General features: G+C 71.3%; 19 protein-coding genes. 5 read left to right on the top strand and 14 right to left on the bottom strand.

Going from position 1 to position 19,989, the window contains the following annotated elements; translation table 11 throughout:
* Window positions 1–40 precede the first annotated feature (40 nt).
* The gene (gene pgfA / locus H4N64_RS07940; protein WP_186281400.1) at window positions 41–1,015 is read right to left on the bottom strand and encodes a cell envelope lipid trafficking protein PgfA; all 975 of its coding nucleotides are present in this window, start codon (window positions 1,013–1,015) and stop codon (window positions 41–43) included.
* Window positions 1,016–1,243: 228 nt separating this feature from the next.
* Between pgfA and H4N64_RS07935 the strand changes: the two genes are divergently transcribed.
* Both H4N64_RS07935 and H4N64_RS07930 read left to right on the top strand, forming a co-directional pair.
* A complete protein-coding gene (locus tag H4N64_RS07935; protein WP_176711603.1) occupies window positions 1,244–1,396 on the top strand; it encodes a hypothetical protein in 153 nt (50 codons plus the stop codon).
* A gap of 3 nt (window positions 1,397–1,399) precedes the next feature.
* On the top strand, window positions 1,400–2,647 hold the full coding sequence (locus H4N64_RS07930) for a PucR-like N-terminal domain-containing protein (RefSeq protein WP_186281399.1): 1,248 nt from the start codon (window positions 1,400–1,402) through the stop codon (window positions 2,645–2,647).
* Window positions 2,648–2,663: 16 nt separating this feature from the next.
* Here the strand turns inward: H4N64_RS07930 and H4N64_RS07925 are convergent, their stop codons facing one another.
* The 13 genes from H4N64_RS07925 to H4N64_RS07865 form a co-directional block, all read right to left on the bottom strand.
* A complete protein-coding gene (locus H4N64_RS07925; protein WP_186281398.1) occupies window positions 2,664–3,332 on the bottom strand; it encodes a hypothetical protein in 669 nt (222 codons plus the stop codon).
* A gap of 154 nt (window positions 3,333–3,486) precedes the next feature.
* Entirely contained in the window at window positions 3,487–4,599 is a 1,113-nt protein-coding gene (locus tag H4N64_RS07920) for an MBL fold metallo-hydrolase (protein ID WP_186281397.1), read from the bottom strand.
* A 162-nt stretch (window positions 4,600–4,761) separates the two neighbouring features.
* Entirely contained in the window at window positions 4,762–6,048 is a 1,287-nt protein-coding gene (locus H4N64_RS07915) for a helix-turn-helix domain-containing protein (RefSeq protein ID WP_186281396.1), read from the bottom strand.
* Between the two features lie 43 nt (window positions 6,049–6,091).
* Window positions 6,092–6,991 carry an ABC transporter permease gene (locus H4N64_RS07910; RefSeq protein ID WP_186281395.1) on the bottom strand — a complete coding sequence of 300 codons (900 nt, stop codon included), beginning with the start codon at window positions 6,989–6,991 and terminating at the stop codon, window positions 6,092–6,094.
* Complete coding sequence (locus tag H4N64_RS07905; RefSeq protein ID WP_186281394.1) at window positions 6,978–7,766, bottom strand: ABC transporter ATP-binding protein; 789 nt, start codon at window positions 7,764–7,766, stop codon at window positions 6,978–6,980. Before H4N64_RS07905 ends, H4N64_RS07910 begins: the two co-directional genes overlap by 14 nt.
* Window positions 7,767–7,785: 19 nt before the next feature.
* Window positions 7,786–8,928 carry an ABC transporter substrate-binding protein gene (locus tag H4N64_RS07900; RefSeq protein ID WP_186281393.1) on the bottom strand — a complete coding sequence of 381 codons (1,143 nt, stop codon included), beginning with the start codon at window positions 8,926–8,928 and terminating at the stop codon, window positions 7,786–7,788.
* On the bottom strand, window positions 8,915–10,168 hold the full coding sequence (locus H4N64_RS07895; RefSeq protein ID WP_186281514.1) for a sulfate adenylyltransferase subunit 1: 1,254 nt from the start codon (window positions 10,166–10,168) through the stop codon (window positions 8,915–8,917). Before H4N64_RS07895 ends, H4N64_RS07900 begins: the two co-directional genes overlap by 14 nt.
* Window positions 10,169–10,334: 166 nt before the next feature.
* Window positions 10,335–11,243, bottom strand: a complete 909-nt coding sequence (gene cysD / locus H4N64_RS07890; protein ID WP_186281392.1) for a sulfate adenylyltransferase subunit CysD — start codon at window positions 11,241–11,243, stop codon at window positions 10,335–10,337.
* On the bottom strand, window positions 11,240–11,788 hold the full coding sequence (cysC, locus tag H4N64_RS07885; protein ID WP_186281391.1) for an adenylyl-sulfate kinase: 549 nt from the start codon (window positions 11,786–11,788) through the stop codon (window positions 11,240–11,242). The genes cysD and cysC overlap by 4 nt, the downstream gene beginning before the upstream one ends.
* Complete coding sequence (locus tag H4N64_RS07880; RefSeq protein WP_186281390.1) at window positions 11,785–12,897, bottom strand: sulfotransferase; 1,113 nt, start codon at window positions 12,895–12,897, stop codon at window positions 11,785–11,787. The genes cysC and H4N64_RS07880 overlap by 4 nt, the downstream gene beginning before the upstream one ends.
* Before the next feature lie 108 nt (window positions 12,898–13,005).
* The gene (locus H4N64_RS07875; protein WP_186281389.1) at window positions 13,006–14,091 is read right to left on the bottom strand and encodes a type III polyketide synthase; all 1,086 of its coding nucleotides are present in this window, start codon (window positions 14,089–14,091) and stop codon (window positions 13,006–13,008) included.
* A gap of 379 nt (window positions 14,092–14,470) precedes the next feature.
* Window positions 14,471–16,708 (bottom strand): MMPL family transporter, encoded by a 2,238-nt coding sequence (locus H4N64_RS07870; RefSeq protein WP_186281388.1) that lies wholly within the window; start codon window positions 16,706–16,708, stop codon window positions 14,471–14,473.
* A gap of 83 nt (window positions 16,709–16,791) precedes the next feature.
* Window positions 16,792–17,517, bottom strand: coding sequence for an LmeA family phospholipid-binding protein (locus H4N64_RS07865; RefSeq protein ID WP_186281387.1), 726 nt, complete (start codon window positions 17,515–17,517; stop codon window positions 16,792–16,794).
* Between the two features lie 74 nt (window positions 17,518–17,591).
* Between H4N64_RS07865 and H4N64_RS07860 the strand changes: the two genes are divergently transcribed.
* The 3 genes from H4N64_RS07860 to H4N64_RS07850 all read left to right on the top strand — a co-directional run bounded on the left by H4N64_RS07860 (window position 17,592) and on the right by H4N64_RS07850 (window position 19,984).
* Window positions 17,592–18,212, top strand: a complete 621-nt coding sequence (locus H4N64_RS07860) for a TetR/AcrR family transcriptional regulator (protein WP_186281386.1) — start codon at window positions 17,592–17,594, stop codon at window positions 18,210–18,212.
* Window positions 18,213–18,362: 150 nt separating this feature from the next.
* Window positions 18,363–19,136 (top strand): IclR family transcriptional regulator domain-containing protein, encoded by a 774-nt coding sequence (locus tag H4N64_RS07855; protein ID WP_186281385.1) that lies wholly within the window; start codon window positions 18,363–18,365, stop codon window positions 19,134–19,136.
* Window positions 19,133–19,984 (top strand): SMP-30/gluconolactonase/LRE family protein, encoded by an 852-nt coding sequence (locus H4N64_RS07850; RefSeq protein ID WP_186281384.1) that lies wholly within the window; start codon window positions 19,133–19,135, stop codon window positions 19,982–19,984. Before H4N64_RS07855 ends, H4N64_RS07850 begins: the two co-directional genes overlap by 4 nt.
* Window positions 19,985–19,989: the final 5 nt, after the last annotated feature.

Genomic DNA, 19,989 nt, shown 5'->3' with positions numbered 1-19,989 from the left:
CGAGGTGACAATTTCGGGCTTTATTAGAGCTGACGTAATGTCACATCGTGAGCGGAGGCTGAGGCAATTCGGAAGAACCGGGACGCCGCCTCCCTCGTACCACCAAAACGATCCCGGCCACGGCCAGGACGAACCCCACCACACCCGCACCGATCGGCAACGTCCGCCCCACCAGCTCCAGTTGCCTGCTGTCGTCCTCCGCCTGCGACACCGCCTCCTTCTGCGTCTCGGTTGTGAAGGCGATCTTCGGGCTGTCCAGCAGTACCGCCTCGTCCTTCTCGCCGCCGGGTGCGCGCAGGGTGCGGCGCGGACCGGTCTGGGCGTACAGCACCCGGCCGGTGGCCTGGTCGACGACCAGCTCAAGGCCGTGGTTGGCGTACCACTCCTCGGCCAGCACCTGCGGTGTGTCCAGGCCGACGAGCCGTCCCGGCACCAGCCGCGTCCCGGTCTTGGTCGGCGGCACCGTCGCGGTGAACCGGTAACCGGTGTACCCCTGAATCTTCTTGGTGTCCCGGTAACTCATCGTGATCGTCCCGCGGAGGGTGTTGTCCCAATGCCGGTAGTCCCGCTTCTGGACGTCGAAGGGGAACTTCAGATAGGCCTCGCCCTCGATGTACGGCTGCTCCCCGCAGCAATGCACTGGTCGGGTCGTCTTCCGGTCCATCACCCAGCGGTGCGGCACATAGTCCAGCGCGTCGTGCGGATCGGCGGCGGGCAGCGACTTGTCGGTGTCGACGGTGGTGATCACATCCCACACCGCATTGCCGCTCTTCTCACTCTCCGCGACATTTCCCCGTACCCGCTGCGTGACGGTGATGGTCCGGTCCGGCACGGTCTCGATCTTCTCGGTGTCGAAGACGCTGCCGGTGCCCTTGTAGACGGCGGTGGTGTCGATGTCGATCGGGTTCACGGCGGCCCGTGGCTCGACGTACCAGGCGAGCATGGGTGCCAGGACCAGCAGGAACGTGCCGAGACCCAGCAGGATCAGCGACAAAGGCGAGGCTGTACGGCGCATCCGGGCACTCCAGGGAGGTGTGTTGGCGGAGTTCGGGCCGCTCTATGGGCCGGGAACCGTAGGCGCCCCTTGACTGAGTGTCAATGTCCTGTTGACACTGGGGGCCGACAGGCAGGGACGGGAAGCCCGGGTGGGGACGACCGAACAGGGCCGTGACGCGCCGCTGACACAGATGCGGCCGTGACGAGCCGCTGACAGTTGCGGCCGTACAGAGAGGCTCACCCTGCGATGTCCAGACTGCTCGCCGCCACACTCACCGTCGTGCTCGCCGCCGCCCTGGCGGTGGGCGCCGCGCTCGGCGTGGTCGCCCTGCTGGAGGCCACCCCCGACCAGCCGAACAACCCCCTGATCACCTACGAACAAGCCGGCCAGGGGAGTTGACCCGTGCCGCCCGCCGCCCGCACCGACGCCGTCTCCACCCGCTCGGCCTGGCACGACGTCCCCCGCCTCCAGGTGCGCCGGTTCGCGGCCATCGCCATGGCGGAGGCACCGGCGCTGGCCGAAGAGATCATGACCGAGATCCGCCGCGAGTACCCCCATCTGCCGCTTGTCGTCGACGAGTCGGGCGAGCCGATGGCCCTGATCGGCATCCGCCGGGCGATCGAGGTCTTCGTCCAGCACCTGCAGACGGCGGAGGGCCGCCCCACGGTCCCGCCCGGCGTCTTCCAGGAGTTCGGCAGGGGCGAGGGCCTCAACGGCCGCAGCCTGGACTCCCTCCAGGCGATCTACCGCATGGGGGTACGGCTGGCCTGGCGCCGTTTCGCCGACATAGGCCAACGCGTGGAGATCCCGCCACCGGCGATGTACGAACTGGTCGACGCGGGCTACGAGTACCTCGACGGCCTGGTGGACCAGTCGGTACGCGGCTACGCGGAGGCGGCGGCGAGGCAGGCGGGCGAACGCCTGCGCCTCCAACGCCGGCTGATGGAACTGCTGCTGGTCGAACACCACCGGGGTGACCCGGCCGAGGCGCTCACCGAACGGGCCGCCCGGATCGGCTGGCCGCTCCCCGGGAAAGTCGCGGTGGGCGTCCTGCTGCGCCCGGCGCGGGAGGCGGTGGCGCCGGCGGTGGGACAGGGCGTACTCCTGGACATGGAGTACGAGCAACCGAGGATGGTCGTACCGGAGCCGGACGCGGCAGGCCGCTCGGAATTGCTGCACCGAGCCCTGACGGGCTGGTCGGGCGCGATAGGCCCCCCGGTCCCCCTGCCGGACGCGGCGAAGTCGCTGCGCTGGGCGGAGGCGGCGGTACGGCTGATGGAACGGGGCCTGTTACCGGCGGGCGAGGTGCTGTACTGCACGGAGCACACGGAGGCGCTGGTGTTGTTGCAGCCGGAGGAGCTGATCGACGACCTGGCCCTGCGCTGCCTGGCCCCCCTGGCCCACTGCGGCCCCACCCACGGCCGCCGCCTCGCCGAGACCCTGCTGGCGTGGCTGGAGACGAGGGGCGGGGCACCGGAGGTGGCGGCACGCCTCGGGGTGCACCCCCAGACGGTCCGCTACCGCCTGCGTCAGATCCGCGAGCTGTGGGGCGACGAGATACACGACCCCGACCGCCGCTTCGAGCTGGAACTGGTGCTCAGGGCACAGCGGTTGAGAGGCCGTCTCGGAGATTCTCGACGCGATCAGTAGCCGTACCGGCTCCGGCTCACTGCGGCAGGGGCCAGACGGTCACCTTGAAGCGGACGGCTCCCTCGTCCTCCACCGGCGCGCTCAGCACCCGCAGGTAGGCGGTACGGCCCTCGCCGGTCTGCACACAGAAGCGGATGCCGGGCGCGAGTTCGACCTCCGACAGACCGTTCTTCTCGATCTGCGTACGGCACTCGGCCTCGGTGGCATCGGCGGTGCCGGCGGGCAGCGGCCCGATCTGGCCGTCGGCGTCCACGGGTTCGCCAGCGGTGGCGTCGAGGTAGAGGTCGGTGCCGTCGGTGCGCTGGCCGAACTCCTGCGGCGCACCGCTGTCGAACTCCAGGTACCCGTGATCGCCGTAGGCCGCCTGCACGGACCAGTCGGCGGGCCCGTACTCGGGAGCGACGGGGCTGGGACTGGCCTCCTCGGCGTCGCCCTTGGCGTCTTCCTTGTTGCCGGCCGGTGTGCCGGAGGCCTGGCCGGGGTCCTCGTTCTGCGTGCCGGTCGCCGCCGCGGGGGTGTCCGTGTCCGAGTCGCCGGAATCCTTGTTGGCGACGCTGAGGGTCACCGCGATGCCGACAACTGGAATGACGATACCGATCACCCACCACGCCCACGCGGGCTGTCCGCCTCCCGAGCCGGGCGGAGCCGACGGAGGCGGGGGCACGGTGCCGTTAGGTGCGCTCAACTGAAGTCCCTGGGGCCGTTTTTCGACTGACGAGCGCACACACTACCGACGCCATGCGCACGCCAGGTGGTGACTCGGTCTCAGTCCCACACCAGGATGTCCGCACTCACGGCGGCGACAGGCGAGCCTGTTCGAAGCCGGAGTCGCGCGGCGGTCAGGTCCGCCTGGACCCAACGGGCAGCCGGGCGAGGTCGTTGCCCACGATCACGCGGCCCGAGTAGCCCTTGCTCGCCTTGGTGTGCCAGGTCGAGTCGGAGACGACGTTCGTGGCGCCGGGGACCAGATGGCTCAGCACCAGCGTGCCCACGCCGGCGCGTTCGGCGAGCGGGCCCACCTGGGTCGCGTCCGTGTGGCTGATCTCCATGTGCCGCAGCTGCGCCGGCCTCAGCCCGCCCAGGGCCAGTGTGTCCAGGTCCATCACCTCGTGCACCAGCAGGTCCGCGCCCCTGGCCAGCCGCGCCACGTTCGCGCACGGCGCGGTGTCGCCGCTGAACACCACCGAGCCGTCGGCGGTGTCGAAGCGGAAGGCGAAGGAGGGGAACACCGGCGGATGTTCGACGAGCACCGCGGTCACCCGGACCCGGTCGTCCCGCATCACCTCGAACGGCTCCATCGGCGGCGCCATCAGCTTGCGCGGTCCCGCGCCCTTCGGCAGCGGGAAGCGCACGTCGTGCGGCCGGATCAGGGTGCGGATGTCGGGCCAGCCCTCGCTGCGCATCCGTACGTTGATGTCGTACGCGGTGGCCGCGATGTGCCCGGCGAGCAGGTCTTCCGTGCCGGGCGCGGGTTCCGACGGGCTGACGGTGCCGACCGATCGGCCCTTCGGCCAGACGGCGGGAAGGTTCCCGGCGGAACCCGGCCCGTAGACATGTACCGGCTCGTCCAGCGGCTGGAACCCGCCGAACCGCAGCCACAACAGGGCGTACAGGTCCGACAGATGGTCGGAGTGCAGATGCGTGACGAAGATCGCCGCGAGCTGCCCGGCCGTCAGCCAGGCCTGCGCGTACCGGCCGAACGTGCCGGGGCCGCAGTCCACGAGGTAGGCCCGGCCGTCGACGACCAGCGCGGACGCGATACCGGCGCGGCCGTGCATGGGGACGGGGCCGCCGCTGGTGCCGAGCAGGATCAGCTCGGTGCCACGGTTCGGCTGGGGCGCGGCATGCGCGGGGTGCAGGGGGAGGGCGACGGCTGCCGTGGTGAGGGTGGAGGCGGCTGCGGCGGTACGCAGAAGGGTGCGGCGGGTCGGGGCGGCGGGGGATGAGGGCATGGCGGATCCCGGGGTGGTGAGGGGGTTACGGCTGCGGGTACGCGATGGGGGCGCGTGTCAGGTGCTGTTGGTCTTCCGTTGCAGTGAACGGCGGCGACGCCTTCCGGGCTTTGGGCCGACAGCCCAAACTCCGGCCGCTGTTTGGGATGCGGGGCCCACTGCCTACGCTGCTCCCAGCAGCCGGGCGATCTCCAGCGCCATCCGCAGCTCCAGCGCGTCCTGCTCCAACGGCCGCCCCAACAGCTCCATGGCCCGCCGCACCCGGTACGTCACCGTGTTGCGCGCCACGAACAGCCGCTCGGCCGCGCCCTGCGGACTGCGCCCCTCGGCGAGATACACCCGCAGCGTCTCCCGCAGCTCCCGCACCCGCGGATCATCGGTCCCGAGCGCTCCCAGCACCCGCGCCGCGAACCACCGCGCATGCTCCGCGTCGGCCGTGAGCAGTGCCGCCGTGCTGACGTCGGCGTAGTCGCACAGCCAGCCCGTACGGCCGAGGTGGGCCACCCGCTCGGCCTCCCGGGCGCCACGGTGGCTGCGCCGGAAGCCGTCGGCGCCGTATCCCACCGGGCCCAGCGCCACCCGCAGCGGTCTGCGCTCGGGGACCAGCGCGGGCAGCGCGGACAGTGTGTCGCGGGCCGGTTCGGCCGGCCAGCAGACCCACGCCCACAGCTCGGTGGAGCCCGCTGTCACGGCCAGCAGACTCTCCCCGCCGACCGCGCGGCACAACTCGGAGGCCAGTTGCCGCAGTTCGTCGGCCGAGGTGTCCTGGGAGCGGGAGGTGACGATGAACGCCGCGTGGTGCCGGGCCAGTTCGTATCCCAGGGTGCGTGCGGCGACCGCCCCGCCGATCAGCCGTCCGGCCAGCAGGTCGTCGACGGTACGGCGGCGGGCGGCCTCCGTGCTGCGCCGCCACCGGTCCCGTTCGGCGACGTACTCCTCGGCGAGCGTGCTGGCCTGGACGTCGGCGTAGACGAAGAGCAGCTCGCTGATCCGGTGGGTTTCTTGGGCGCGGATGTTCTCGGGTTCCTTGTCGAGCGCCTCCATCAGCCGTGCGTGCAGATAGGCGTGGCCGAGCCGCACGCCGCGCAGCACCCGGTCCAACGGGATGTTGCGGCGGGCCAGTTCGGCGTTTCCGGCCACCGCCTCCGGTGCTACCAGCGCGGCGGTCGGCTCCGGTTCGGTGACGAGTCCCCGCAGGGCCGTCAGGACGGTGGCCTCCACCGCCCGCTGGAACGGCGGGTACGCGCCGGGGGTGCCGTGCTCGGGCACCTGCCGCACGATGTGCGCCGCCATGTCCCGGGCCACCTCGACGGCCCAGCCGACCGGTCCTGGACCCAGCGGCCGTTCGGCCACGGCCAGTGTCTCCGGTGGACACGCCGGTTCCGGCGGCACCGCGGACGGCGCCAGCCGTAGCAGCCACGAGGATCCCGAACCGGCGGTCACGCTCACCGGGTCAGTACAGCAGACCGCGCACGGACCGGCGTCCCCCTCGTCACGACCGTGTCCCCGCCAGCCCCCGCGACCGCAGCACCCGCCGCTCAAGTGGCGCGAACAGCAGCAGGTCCACGGCGATGCCGACCACCAGGATCTCCCCGATGGTGGCGAGGACCAGGGCCATGTCCTGGTATGTGCGGGCGTTTTCCAGCAGCTGTCCGAGGCCGAGGCCCAACTCCGGGGAGCTGGCGATGAGTTCGGCCGCCATCAGGGACCGCCAGGAGAACGCCCAGCCCTGTTTGAGCCCTGCCAGATAGCCGGGGAGCGCGGCGGGCAGCAGGACGTGCCGGACCCGGGCGGGCCCGGTGGCTCCCAGCACCCGTCCCGCCCGCAGATACAGCGGCGGCACCTGGTCGACGCCCGCCAGCAGCCCGTTCGTGATGGACGGTACGGCGCCCAGCAGGACCACCGCGTAGATGGTGGCGTCGGTGAGCCCGAACCACACGACCGCCGCCGGTACCCACGCCACCGACGGCAGCGACTGGAGCCCCGACAGCACGGGACCGATCCCGGTCCGCAGCCACCGCACCGCGCCGAGCAGGAGTCCCAGCGCCGTGCCGATGACGACGGACGCCGCGAACCCGAGGGCGCCGCGCTGCATGCTCGTCCACACCGTGGAGAACAGCGTGCCCTCGTACCACTGGTCCGACAGCGCCCGCCACACGTCGGCCGGTGACGGCAGCAGATAGTGCGGCTTGACCTCGGCCTCGTAGGCGACCTGCCAGGCGAGCAGGACGAGAACGGCGGCGGCCACGGGCGGCAGCACCCGTTCCCGCAGGATCTGCCGCACGGGTGTCCGGGCGGGGCCGGCGGGTGCGCTGTCCAGCGCGTCGAGACCGGCCTCGACGGCCGCGGTCTCGTTCACCTTGCGGGGCGCGACCGTCTCACCGGCGGCCATGGCGGCGTATCTCTTCCCGTAACGCGTCGGTGACCAGGGACGTCAGGGCGGCTTCGGGGGTGTCGGCGGCGGCCCACTCGCGGGCGATCCGGCCCGGCCGGGAGGACAGCAGCACGACCCGCTGCCCGAGCCGCACCGCCTCGCGGACGTTGTGGGTGACGAACAGGACGGTGAGGTTGTTCTCGGTCCAGATGCGGGTGAGTTCCTCGTGCAGCACATCGCGGGTGATGGCATCGAGTGCGGCGAACGGCTCGTCCATCAGCAGCACATCGCCCTCCTGGGCGAGCGCGCGGGCCAGGGCGACGCGCTGGCGCATCCCGCCGGACAACTCGTGCACGCGCTTGCCGTACGCGTCCTTCAGCCGGACCAGTTCGAGCAGCCGCCGCGCCTCCTCGGGGCGGTCGCGGCGGGGCACCCCGCGCAGCCGCAGGGCGAGTTCGACGTTCCGTCCGGCGGTGAGCCAGGGGAACAGGGCATGGTCCTGGAACATCAGAGCGGGCCGCCGCTCACCGGGCACGTCGATGGTGCCGGTGGACGGTCGGTCCAGGCCCGCGACCAGGTTGAGCAGGGTGGACTTGCCGCAGCCCGAGGCGCCGAGCACACAGACGAACTCCCCGCGGCCGACGGTCAGACCGATGTCGTCCAGGACCGTCTGGCGCCCCCCTGCGGTGTCGAACCACTTGGAGACATGGGTGAGGCGTACGGCGGGATCCTCCGCCTCGGCCACGAGGACGGTGCGGGCCGGTGCGCCGGCTCGCAGCACCGTTTCTGACATGAGATCAAATCCTTCGGGTTCAGGTGGTCGGAGCGGCCACGACACCGAGTTCGGCGTCGTCCACGGCCGGTTCGCCCCGCTGGGCGAGGACTCGGTTGAGGGGGCGCAGATCGAAGATTCCGTCCAGGGCCGCAGGGCTCCCGCCGAGCAGACCGAGCCGGTCCGCCCGCGCCGCCTCCTCGGCGAGCGTCGCGGCGAGCGGATCGTTGGAGAGGCTCACATGTCGCCAGGCCGTGTCGAGGACGCCGCGTTCCAGTGGCCGGCCGGTCACGGTCTCGATGGCGTCGTTGACGGCCGCCTTCCCTTCGGCGGGACGGCTCTTCAGCCAGGCGTTGGTGCGTACCGAACCGCGCAGCACGGCCTCGACGACGTCCGGATGGTCGGCCAGGAACGACGGGGACACCACCACCAGAGCGGTGACGAACGCGCCGTCGTCCCACAGGTCCGACTCGTCGAGGAGCACCCGTCCGCCGGCGGCGACGAGCTGCGCGGCCACCGGCTCCGGCACCCATGCCCCGTCGATCGTGCCCCGCCGGAAGCTGGTCGGGATCTCCTTGGACGACTGCCGTACCACCGTGACGTCACCGCGCCCGGTGCGCGGGTCCACCTCCCAGCCCTGCTCGCGGATCCAGTGCAGCAGCGCGACGTCCTGGGTGTTGCCCGCCTCCGGCGTCGCGATCCTGAGCCCCCGGATGTCGGTGCCGCGGACCTTCGCGTCGCCGTCGACGACCAGCGCGACCCCTCCCGAGGCCGCACCCGAGACGATCCGCAGACCGCGCCCCTCGGAGCGCAGGTAGCCGTTGACCGCGGGCGACGGTCCCATCCACGCGATGTCCACGGCGCCCGCGTTGAGCGCCTCCAGCGCCGACGGGCCGCCGTTGAAGACCTGCGTGCGCAGCCGGGTGCCGCCCAGCTCACGGGTGAAGTAGCCCTTCTGGACACCGGCCAGCGCGGTGGCGTGGGTGACGTTGGCGAAGTAGCCGACGGAGACCTCGTCCGCCGACAGCGGTGGTCCGGTGCCCACGGCCGGCGCCGCCGCCCCCGGCGCCCGGGACCCGTAGCCGCAGCCCGCCGCCAGAAACAGCAGCAGGAGCAGCGCGAGGGCCGCGCGGAGCGGACGCCGGGAGCGGGGGAACGCCGGGCTGAGCTCAGGCAGCCGCATCGGGGGGTCCCGGAGCGGTCGCGCCGACCATGCCCGCGGTCAGCGTGGCGCCGTCGGCCGGGTCGATCAGTACGAAGGAGCCGGTGCGCCGGCTGTCCTCGTACCGGTCGAACGCCAGATGTTCGGCGGTGCGCAGGGCGACCTGGCCGATCTCGTTCAGGTCGAGCCGTCCGGGTCCGGGGATCCGGCGGACCACCGCGCGCACGGTGCGCGTGGTGTGCTTCAGCAGCACGTGGTCGCCGGGCCTGAGCGGCCGTTCGTGCAGATGGCACACGGCCGCCTCGACGTCCCGGGACACCGCGGGCAGCGCCGCCGCCGGGACGATCAGGTCGCCTCGGGAGACGTCGAGGTCGTCGGCGAGCCGCAGCGCGCCGGATTGCGGCGAGCGGACCAGCTCGGCCGGGGCGCCCAGCACGTCGATGCCGGTGACGGTGGTGGTGCGCCCGGACGGCAGCACGGTGACCCGGTCGCCGACCCGCAGTGCACCGACGGCGAGCTGACCGGCGTAGAGACGGATGTCGCCGGAGCGGATGACGTACTGGACCGGGAACCGGGCGGGTCCGTCGGTCACCTCGTCCGCGACGGGGACGTTCTCCAGGTGCGCGAGGACGGTCGGGCCTTCGTACCAGTCCATGCGCGTGGACTTCTCGACGACGTTGTCACCGGCGAGCGCGGAGATCGGGATCGCGGTGACCTCGGGAATGCCGAGCTCTGCGACGATCCGGTCGAACTCCTCGACGATGCCCCGGAACACGGACTGCTCGTAGCCGACGAGGTCCATCTTGTTGACGGCGAGGACCACGTGCGGCACCCGCAGCAGCGCCGCGACGGCCGCGTGCCGCCGGGTCTGCTCGACCACGCCCTTGCGGGCGTCGACAAGGATCACGGTCAGCGTGGCCGTGGAGGCGCCGGTGACCATGTTGCGGGTGTACTGCACATGGCCCGGGGTGTCGGCCAGGATGAACCGGCGCCGGGGCGTGGCGAAGTACCGGTAGGCGACGTCGATGGTGATGCCCTGCTCGCGCTCGGCGCGCAGCCCGTCGGTGAGCAGGGCCAGGTCCGGGCCCTCGCCGGAGGACGCGCGGGCGACGGCCTCCAACTGGTCGGCGAGGACGGACTTCGAATCGTGCAGCAGCCGTCCCACGAGGGTGGACTTGCCGTCGTCCACCGAGCCGGCGGTGGCCCAGCGGAGCAGGTCCGCCTCGGCCGCGGTCGCCTCGGAGGGCTTGGCGGTGGCCATGGCGTTCACGCGTCCTTTCTGCGTGCCGGACCCGGCGGTCAGCCGGGACCTGGCTTCCTGGAAGATGCCGCGCACCAACAGCGCGGCGGTGGTGTCGAGCACGGCGTTGGAATGGGCAGGGGGATGCGGGGGATGGCCGGGGGCTGCCGTCAGATCGGCGGTCACGTCAGAAGTACCCCTCGCGTTTGCGGTCCTCCATCGCGGCCTCCGACAGCCGGTCGTCGGCGCGGGTTGCGCCGCGCTCCGTGAGCCGGGAGGCGGTGATCTCGACGATCACCTCGTCGACCTCGGACGCCTCGGACAGCACGGCGCCGGTGCAGGACATGTCGCCGACGGTGCGGTAGCGCACCCGGCGCTTCTCCACCGGCTCGCCGTCCCGCGGGCCGCCCCAGTCGCCCGGCGCCAGCCACATCCCGGACCGCAGAAACACCTCCCGCTCGTGCGCGAAGTAGATGGACGGCAGCTCGATGCCCTCGCGGGCGATGTACTGCCACACGTCCAGCTCGGTCCAGTTGGACAGCGGAAAGATGCGCACATGCTCGCCGGGCAGGTGACGGCCGTTGTACAGCTGCCACAGCTCCGGCCGCTGGCGGCGCGGGTCCCACGTACCGAACTCGTCCCGCAGTGAGAAGACCCGCTCCTTGGCCCGCGCCTTCTCCTCGTCGCGCCGCCCGCCGCCGAACACCGCGTCGAACCCGCCGCCGCTGATCGCCTCCAGCAGCGGCAGCGTCTGGAGCGGATTGCGGGTGCCGTCGGGACGTTCGCGCAGCACACCCCGGTCGATGTAGTCCTGTACGGACGCCACATGGAGAGTGAGCCCATGTGCGGCCACCACGCGGTCCCGGTAGGCGAGCACCTCCGGGAAGTTGTGCCCGGTGTCCACATGCAGCAGCGCGAACGGCAGCGACGCCGGTGCGAACGCCTTCAGCGCCAGATGCAGCATCACCACGGAGTCCTTGCCGCCGGAGAACAACAGCACGGGCTTCTCGAACTCGCCGGCCACCTCCCGGAAGATGTACGCCGCCTCCGCCTCCAGTACGTCGGTGTGCCCGAGCCGGGCGGCAACCGTCGTCATAACAACCCCCGTTGGGTCATCAACGCGTGCACGGCGTTCACCGACTCGTCCACGGACTGGAGTTGGGTCTCCACCTTCGCGTCCGGTGTCTGCGGCGGCTCGTAGGGGTCGTCGATACCTGTGAGACCGGACAGCCGTCCGGCACGGGCCTGCGCGTACAGGCCCTTCACATCGCGTACGGCACACACCTGGAGCGGCGTTGCGACATGCACCTCCAGATACGGAGTGGCGCTCGCATCGTGCCGTTTGCGGACCGCCTCCCGGCTGTCGGCGTACGGCGCGATGACCGGGACCAGCACCAGGATGCCGTTGCGTGCCAGCACCTCGGCGACCAGGCCGATGCGCTGCACGTTGGTGTCCCGGTCCTCGCGGGTGAAGCCGAGGCCGGCGCTGAGGAAGGTGCGTATCTCGTCGCCGTCGAGCACTTCGACCCGCCGTCCTTCCCGAGTGAGGCGGCTTGCCAGTGCCTGCGCCAGCGTCGTCTTTCCGGAGCTGGGCAGCCCGGTCAGCCACACCGTGGCGCCCTGGGTCGGCGGGGTCCTCATGCGCTGCTCCTTGCCGTCGTGCCGGCCATGGGGACGACACCGTGCGCGGCGAGTACGGCGAACCCGGCGGCGCACGCCTGCTCCAGCTCCTCGCGCTCGGCATCGGGCAGGTCCCGCCAGGACGACGAGGGCGCGCCCACCCGGGCGGCGCTCCGGCGCTCCCAGTCGGTGTCCACGAAGTCCGGGCCGAGGAACTCGCCGATGCGGTGCAGGGACTCCTCGGGCGCGGCGAGCAGGTCCTCGTACCAGAGGTGCAGCACGTTCTCCTGCGGCAGCACGGACATCGCCTCCATGCCGCGCTGCATTTCGTCGGCCCAGTAGGTGCCGAACAGCGAGACCGGCAGCCGGTAGTCGCGCACGGCGTCTGCGTCGAAACGATCCGGCAGGAACGGCAGCAGCTCCTCCGGTACGAAGCCCAGGTTCCGTTCGACGTCCGGCGCGGGAGTCTCGGTGTACGGGTCGTGGCCGAGGGTGAGATGCAGTGCCATCACCACCGCCGCCATCCGGAAGCCGGTGTGACGGCTCATCGACAGCGCGGTGTCCCGGCCGTCGCGCACGATGTGCAGATAGCGGGCGTCGGGGAAGTGCTCGCGGAACTGTCCGGCGAGGATCAGCGAGCCGCCGCTGCGCTCGGCCCACAGGGTCTTGCCGAAGCGGGTGCACAGCCAGGCGAACATGCGCTGGTAGTGCTCGCCGGCCCGGGCGTCCGGGAACTCGGCGACGGCCGCCCGGAGTTCGTCGTACAGCTCGTCGGGGGTGTCGGAGAGGTGGGGAAGCGTGGTCATCAGGACGGCCGGGATACCGGTGTCGGCCTGGAAACGGGTGGTCGCCGAGGGGCGGTAGAGGACTTCCCTGGGGGCAAGCCCGTTGGCGCCCAGCAGTCGGTTGACGGCGTTGCGGGAGGACAGGACGTCCCAGAACTCCCCGGCCGTGAGGGGGCCTTCGGGGAAGACCCGGGCAGTGATCCGGTACATGTCCGTGAGGTGGTTGAAGAGCTCGGACAGGCTGAGGGCCTGCGGGTGCTCGCGTAACAGCTCGGAGACCAGGGTCGAGCCGCAGCGTCCGGTGCCGGTGACGATGACCTGGCCCGGTGAGGTCGGAGTGGGCATGGCGCAGCTGTTCCTTCCGTGCGTCCTTGGGGCGGTGTCCGTGGGTCGTGCGGGAAGGCGCTTCGGGCGAGCCGACGGAGTGCGGTCCGTCGGCTGCCCCGGCCGGTGTCAGGACCGGCGCAGCAGGGCCGCGTACAGCGTGAGGCCGGGGCCGAAGGCCATGGCGACCACCGGGCCGTCGGTGCGGGGCAGGCGCTCAAGGACCATCAGGACGGTGGGCGAGGAGCAGTTGCCGCACTCGTCCAGGACGCCGTAGGAGGCGTCGAGTGCGCCGGCGGGCAGTTCGAGCCGCTCGCCGACGACTTCGAGGATGCGCTTGCCGCCCGGGTGCACGGCCCAGCCGGTGACCTCCTCGGGCGTGAGCCCGTGCGGGGCGAGCAACTGGTCGCGGACCACCTCGCCGACGTGCTGCGCGAGCACGTCGGGGACCCTCGGGGAGAGGCCCATCTTGAAGCCGAGGTCGGTGATCTGCCAGCTCATCAGGTCGGCGGTGCTGTGGTCGGTGACCGCGACGACGTCGATGACCTCGTAGCCGGAGCCGGCGTCGGGCTCCAGGACGACGGCCGCGGCGGCGTCGGCGAACAGCGCGTGCGCCACGATCTGTTCGATGTCCTGGGTGGGCGGCTGGACGTGCAGCGAGGTCAGCTCCAGGCAGAGCAGCACCGCCGGACGGCCGCGCGAGGCGACGAAGTCGGAGACGGCGCCGAGCGAGGGGACGGCGGCGTAGCAGCCCATATGGCCGATGAACAGCCGCTGGACCTTGCTGCTCATGCCCAGCTCGTCCGCGAGCCGTAAGTCGAGGCCCGGCGTGGTGTAGCCGGTACAGGAGGCCACGGCCAGCATGCCCACGTCCGACGGGGCCAGCCCCGCGGACTCCAGGGCCGCGGAGACGGTGCGCTTGCCCAGCGGCACGGCCTCCTCGATGTAGCGCTCCATGCGCTGTCCGGTGCTCCAGCCGGACACTTCCCGCTCGGCACGCGGGTCCACGGCCGTGGAGCGGGAGCTGATTCCGGAATTCTCAAATATCCGGCGCGCCAGCGGGAAACCGTCGTAGTGCTCCAGGAAGAATTCCTTCCACAGGTCGTCCTGGCTGGTCCGGGTATCCGGAAATGAATGCGAGGACCCGGTGATGACGGGGCGCGCGGCGGCGCGCAGCCCATGGCGGGCAGGGGCAATTTTCTCTTCGAGATGCATGCGTGTTCCCTTGGCTTTCGGGCAGCGGAAATTGGCCGCTTGGGGCCTACGGCGGGAGAGGGAATCGTGCCTGCTAATGACATCCGACCCGGGCATCTTTGCGCAGGTCAGACCGTCCAAGTGAACGTGCGCCAAAACGGGCGCACGGAAGATGGAAAGAAGAGTGGTCTGGCTCTCCCCCGTTCGATCCGGATGTCGATCCGGTGATCTCAGTCAAACACAGGAGATCTAGTGGAATCAAATATTCCAGAGTAAATTTCCTCGGCGGTAACATGTGGCGGCGCAAAAACGCCGGTCCGCCTCCAGGTGAAATCAGGAGGCGGACCGACGTTGTGATATTTCGTTCGGTTCTGTTGTCCGGAATGAAGTCCTGGATAATTCAGCCAGGACCGGCATTGATTTCGGTCAGGGACCGCGCGGGTTCGGTGTGGGTCGGCTCGTGCAGCCGTGCGCCCTCGATGTCCAGGTCGGGCAGCAGCCGGTCCAGGCCGCGTGGCAGCCACCAGGCACCGCGTCCCACCATCGCCAGGACCGCCGGCACCAGAGTCATCCGTACGACGAAGGCATCCACCAGCACGCCGAACGCCAGTGAGAACGCGATGGGTTTGACGATGGCGTCCTCCGTCGCCACGAAGCTGGCGAAGACGAAGAACATGATGAGCGCCGCCGCCGTCACCACCCGCGAGGCCCGTTCGGCCCCGTCGATCACCGCGTCCCGGGCCCGGCCGGTGCGCACCCACTCCTCGCGCATGCTGGACACCAGGAAGACCTCGTAGTCCATGGCGAGGCCGAAGAGCACCGCCATCAGCACGATCGGCAGGAAGCTGACGACGGGTCCGGTCCTGGCCACGTCCAGCGCGTCGGCGAGCCATCCCCACTGGAACACGGCCACGACCGCGCCGAAGGACGCCCCGACCGACAGCAGAAAGCCGATGGTCGCCTTGACGGGCACGACCAGCGAACGGAACACCAGCAGCAGCAGGATGAGGCAGAGCCCGACGACCACGGCCGCGAACGGCAGCAGTGACGCGCTCAGCCGGTCGGAGACGTCGATCCCGATCGCCGTGGTGCCGGTGACGGACACGGCGGCGCCGGTCTCCCGCTCGATGGCGGACGCGTTGTCGCGGATGACGTCCACGAGGTCCTGCGTGGACTCGTCCTGCGGTCCGCCCTCGGGCACGACCTGGATCACCGCCCGCCCGGACTCGGGCGCGTACTGCGGCTGACCGATCTTCACCACGCCCGGCAGCTCCTGCAGCCGTCCCGCGACCGCAGCCGCCTGCCGCTGCCCGGCCTCCCCCTTGGTGTCCGCCTCGGTGAGCACGAGCAGCGGCCCGTTGAAGCCGGGTCCGAAGGCATCTGCGACGGTGTCGTACGTCTCGCGCTGCGACGTCCCGTGCGCCGCCGTGCCGTTGTCGGGCAGCGCGAGCCGCAGGTCGGCGGCGGGCAGCGCGAGGGTCACCAGGGCGGCGACGGTGCCGATGACGACGAGCAGCGGGCGCCGGGTGACGAGCCGGGCCCAGCGCCGGCCCATGACGGACGCCTTTGCTGTGGGACTCCCGGCGACGCCCTCCGCGCCGACGGCCGCCCGCCGCGCCGCCCGTGACCCCGGACGTGGTGCGAGCCGTGCCCCCGCGAGGCCGAACAGCGCCGGCAGCAGCGTAACCGCCACCAGTACGGCGATCAGCACCGTCGCCGCCGCGCTCAGACCCATGACCGTCAGGAACGGGATACGCACCACGACAAGACCCACCAGCGCGATGACGACCGTCGTCCCGGCGAAGACCACCGCGCTGCCCGCCGTGCCGACCGCGCGTCCCGCCGACTCGTGTGGCTCCATCCCCTGAGCGAGCTGTGTCCGGTGCCGGGAGAGCACGAACAGCGCGTAGTCGATGCCGACGGCGAGCCCGAGCATGAGCGCGAGGCTCAGCGCGGTCGACGACACCGTCACCCCCGAGGACAGCGCCAGCAGCCCGGCGAGCCCGGTACCGATGCCGACGAAGGCGGTCAGCAGTGGCATTCCGGCGGCGAGCAGCGAGCCGAAGGTGAGGGCGAGCACCCCCAACGCGACCACGACACCGAGCAGTTCGAGGATGCTGGGGGTGAGCACGCCGTTGCCGTACGCCTGACCGCCGACGGAGACCTCAAGTCCCGCCTCCTCGGCGGCCTTGGTGGTCTCCTCCAGTGATTCGAGCGTGTCCTCGTCCAGGGCGGAGCGGCTGACGTCGTAGTTGACCTGGGCGAGTGCGGTGCGCCCGTCGGGGGTCACGGTTCCGGCCTTGTCGGGCGGGATCACCACGGCGACCTGCGGGGCGTCCTGCGCGGCGGCCAGGGTCCGCTGGATGCCCTGCGCGGCCCGTGGATCGGTGACCTTGGCGTCCTCGGGCGCGGTGAACACGATCTGAGCGCTGGTGCCCGCGGCGGCCGGGAAGTCCTCGGCCATCGTGTCCTGCGCCGTCTGGGATTCGGAGCCGGGAATCGTGAACTCGTTGTCGAGCTTGCCGCCCACGACGAGCAGCGCGCAGACGGCGCCGGTCAGCACGGCGAGCCAGGCCGCCAGGACGAGCCGCCGACGGCGGTAGGCGCCGAGACCGATCCGATAGAGCCAAGTCGCCACGGAGATGCTCCTCGTGCAGTAGTGGCAAGTGCGGTGGGGGGAGTTGGGGGGGCGTCGGACAAGTGGGCGTCGGACGGGGCAGGTCAGGCCTTCACGGTCGTACTGCCTCCCGCCAGCTCCATGCGCAGCCCGTCGGCGGTGACGTCGAGCCGCTCCGGCTCCAGGTCGAGGGGCAGCCCCGACAGGTCGACCTCCTGCGGGGCGTCCCCCAGCAGCTGGCCGGCGAGGGCCTCGGGGACGACGCGTTCGCCGATGCGCACGGCGGTGCGCTCGAACCGGATGCCCTCCTGTTCGAGGACAGGCCGGAAACCGACGGAGATCCGTCCGGCGGGACCGGCGTGCACGACCAGTTCGCCCGTTTCCTGATCGGTGGTGACCGCCGAGATGTTCAGCGCGCCCTCGGTCATCGTGGCGACGGCGCCGGCCAGGTCGGTGCCCGTCAGTTCGGCGCTGACCTGGGTGCCGGCCACCGACAGTCCGTCGCCGGTGCGGACCACATCGGCGAGTTCGGCGTGCAGGTCCACCCCGGAGAACCGGCGGAACGTCGCGCCCTCGCCGGAGACCTCCACGCGGGGGAAGGACCCACGGGCCAGTTGCAGCATCACCGGTGTCGGCCCGAAGCCCACGTCAAGGCCGGTGTGCAGGCGCTCCTCCATACGGTCCGCGAGCCGGTCGGCCGCCCGATGACGTGCCACCGCCTCGACGGCACCCCCGGTGACCAGCACCGCGCCGACCACGCCCAGGGTGATCAGGCGGGCCCTGCGGGAGAGCCGCCCGCGGAGCACACGCCCCCTCCGAAAAAGTGTCATGACTGACAGCATACAGAATCTGTCATGACTGACAGATTCTGTACCGTCGGTTTTCCGCCTGCGATACTCCGCACATGGCAACCCTCGACACTCCCCCCGCGGAGCCGCACGGGCGTCGCGAGGCGCACAAGGCGGCGACCCGCAAGGCCCTCCAGGAGGCCGCCCACCGCATGTTCGAGGAGCGTGGCTATGCGCAGACGACCGTGCGGGACATCGCGGCGGCCGCCGGAGTCACCGAGCGGACCTTCTTCCGCTACTTCCCCTCCAAGGAGGACCTGGTCCTCGACGAGGTCCTGGACCTCATCCCGGTCATGCGGGCCCAGGTCCTGGCCCGCCCCGCCGGCGAGGACCCCTACACCGCCGTCCTGGGTGTCTGTCTCGACCTCATCGCCGACGGCACCCCCGGCCTGATGTTCAGTGGGCCGCCGCAGCGCTTTCCCGGCGGGCCGGTACGCCAGCTCCTGCCGGTGCTGAGCAAGTTCGAGGACGGACTGACCGACGCCCTGCGGGAGCGGCTGGCCGAGCGTGATCCCGGCACGGCCACGCCGCTGCGCGCGGCCGTACTGGCCCGCGCCGCCGTCGGCGCGATGCGCTCCGCGCTGTTCGCGTACGCCGGTCTGCCCGAGGAGGAACGCACGCCCGCCGTGGCGCACGAACTGCTGGCCGCCGCGTTCGCGTACCTCCGGGAGTCATGAGAGCGCGGCCCCCGGGATTCGGGTGGCCGCAGGCCCATTGCCCAGGCAAACCCGCCACGAGTAGCCTATGTTCGTCATTCCGATCGGCTGTTGAAATTTCGAACACCGCCGGGCATCAACTTCGCAGACATCAAAGGGAGGGGGCCGGACGTGGGACGCCTCGTACCTGCTGTGACCCGGGCTCTCGACATCCTTGAGCTCTTCCTCGACGGGGACGGCACACTCTCCGCCCCCGACATCGTGCGCAAGCTCCAGCTCCCGCGCACCACCGTGCACGAACTCGTCACCACGCTCGCCGCCCGGTCCTACATCGTCCCGGTGCCGGGGCAGCCGGGCCGCTATCGGCTGGGCGTACGGCCGTACCAGCTCGGCAGCCGCTACGCCGAGCAGCTCGACCTCGCCGCCGAGGGCCAGCAGGTGGCCCGGTCGGTCGCCGAGACCTGCGACGAGACCGTACACGTGGCGATCCTCGAAGGCACCGACGTCATCTACATCGCCAAGGTCGACTCCACGCACGCCGTGCGCATGGTGTCGGCGGCCGGCCGTCGCCTGCCCGCCCACTGCACCTCCGTCGGCAAGATGCTGCTGGCGTCCCTGCCGGAGCAGGAGCTCACCTCGCGCATCCCGGACGATGCCGAGCTGGTCGCGATGACCCCCAACAGCATCACCGACCCGGCCGTTCTGCGCGAGGCCCTCGCCGAGATTCACCGGCGCGGGATCGCCGTGGAGAGCCGCGAGTCCAACCCGGACGTCTCCTGCGTCGCCGCCCCGGTACGGGACCGCACCGGCCGGGTCGTCGCCGCGCTGTCCATCTCCGTGCCCATGATCCGCTGGAGCGAGGAGCGCAAGGCGGAACTGGAGCAGCTCGCCGCCAAGGGCGCCGCCGAGCTCTCCGAGCGGCTCGGCCACCGGAGCGTCGCATGACGTATGAGGTAGCGGTACGGGCGGAGGCGACCCTCGGGGAGGGGCCCACCTGGGATCCGGCGACCGGGCGGCTGATCTGGATCGACATCCTCGGATCGCGTATCCACACCTACGAGCCTTCCTCCGGCCGTCGCACCACCCGTACCACCGACCAGCACGTCGGAGCCGTGAAGCCGCGCGCGAACGGCGGTCTCGTCCTCAACCTCCGCGACGGCGTCGCCCTCCTCGACCCCGACGGCTCCTTCCGCTGGCTCCATCGCGAACCGGTCCCGGGCCGCCGCGCCAACGACGCCGCCGTCGCCCCCGACGGCTCCCTCTGGGCCGGCACGATGCGCTACGACGAGGCGCCGGGCGGCGGCACGCTGTCCCGGTACGCCCCTGAACCTGAAGGCTCCGCCACCGTCGTCCTCGACGACGTCGCCGTCAGCAACGGCACCGGCTGGAGCCCCGACGGCCGTCTCCTTTACTACATCGACTCGCCCACCCGCCGCGTCGACGTCTTCGACTACGCCGAGGACGGGACCGTCACCAACCGCCGCCCCCTCGCCGAGATCGAGGACGGCGCCGGATTCCCCGACGGTCTCACCGTCGACGCGGACGGCTGTGTGTGGGTGGCCCTGTGGGACGGAGGGGCGGTGCGCCGGTACACCCCCACCGGGGAGCTGGACCGGGAGATCACCCTCCCCACCCCCCGGATCACGGCCTGCGCCTTCGGCGGCGCGGACCTGACCGACCTGTACATCACCACGGCCCGGGTGGGGCTGGACGCCCCGCATCCGGTGGCCGGCTCGCTGCTGGTGGTGCCGGGGGCGGGGAAGGGGCTCACCCAGCCGCCCTTCGCGGGCTGATGGGC

It is taken from the genome of Streptomyces cupreus, from assembly GCF_014257025.1.
Classification (GTDB): Bacteria; Actinomycetota; Actinomycetes; order Streptomycetales; family Streptomycetaceae; genus Streptomyces; species Streptomyces cupreus.
This window is presented reverse-complemented; position numbering and strand designations above follow the sequence as displayed.

Excerpts from the sequence above, each read along its gene's own strand:
- H4N64_RS07895 (WP_186281514.1), bottom strand. The coding sequence starts at position 10,168 with ATGGCCACCGCCAAGCCCTCCGAGGCGACCGCGGCCGAGGCGGACCTG.
- H4N64_RS07920 (WP_186281397.1), bottom strand. The coding sequence starts at position 4,599 with ATGCCCTCATCCCCCGCCGCCCCGACCCGCCGCACCCTTCTGCGTACC.
- H4N64_RS07860 (WP_186281386.1), top strand. The coding sequence starts at position 17,592 with ATGGCAACCCTCGACACTCCCCCCGCGGAGCCGCACGGGCGTCGCGAG.
- H4N64_RS07865 (WP_186281387.1), bottom strand. The coding sequence starts at position 17,517 with ATGACACTTTTTCGGAGGGGGCGTGTGCTCCGCGGGCGGCTCTCCCGC.
- H4N64_RS07935 (WP_176711603.1), top strand. The coding sequence starts at position 1,244 with ATGTCCAGACTGCTCGCCGCCACACTCACCGTCGTGCTCGCCGCCGCC.
- H4N64_RS07850 (WP_186281384.1), top strand. The coding sequence starts at position 19,133 with ATGACGTATGAGGTAGCGGTACGGGCGGAGGCGACCCTCGGGGAGGGG.
- H4N64_RS07910 (WP_186281395.1), bottom strand. The coding sequence starts at position 6,991 with ATGGCCGCCGGTGAGACGGTCGCGCCCCGCAAGGTGAACGAGACCGCG.
- H4N64_RS07880 (WP_186281390.1), bottom strand. The coding sequence starts at position 12,897 with ATGCCCACTCCGACCTCACCGGGCCAGGTCATCGTCACCGGCACCGGA.
- H4N64_RS07900 (WP_186281393.1), bottom strand. The coding sequence starts at position 8,928 with ATGCGGCTGCCTGAGCTCAGCCCGGCGTTCCCCCGCTCCCGGCGTCCG.
- cysD (WP_186281392.1), bottom strand. The coding sequence starts at position 11,243 with ATGACGACGGTTGCCGCCCGGCTCGGGCACACCGACGTACTGGAGGCG.
- pgfA (WP_186281400.1), bottom strand. The coding sequence starts at position 1,015 with ATGCGCCGTACAGCCTCGCCTTTGTCGCTGATCCTGCTGGGTCTCGGC.
- cysC (WP_186281391.1), bottom strand. The coding sequence starts at position 11,788 with ATGAGGACCCCGCCGACCCAGGGCGCCACGGTGTGGCTGACCGGGCTG.
- H4N64_RS07905 (WP_186281394.1), bottom strand. The coding sequence starts at position 7,766 with ATGTCAGAAACGGTGCTGCGAGCCGGCGCACCGGCCCGCACCGTCCTC.
- H4N64_RS07875 (WP_186281389.1), bottom strand. The coding sequence starts at position 14,091 with ATGCATCTCGAAGAGAAAATTGCCCCTGCCCGCCATGGGCTGCGCGCC.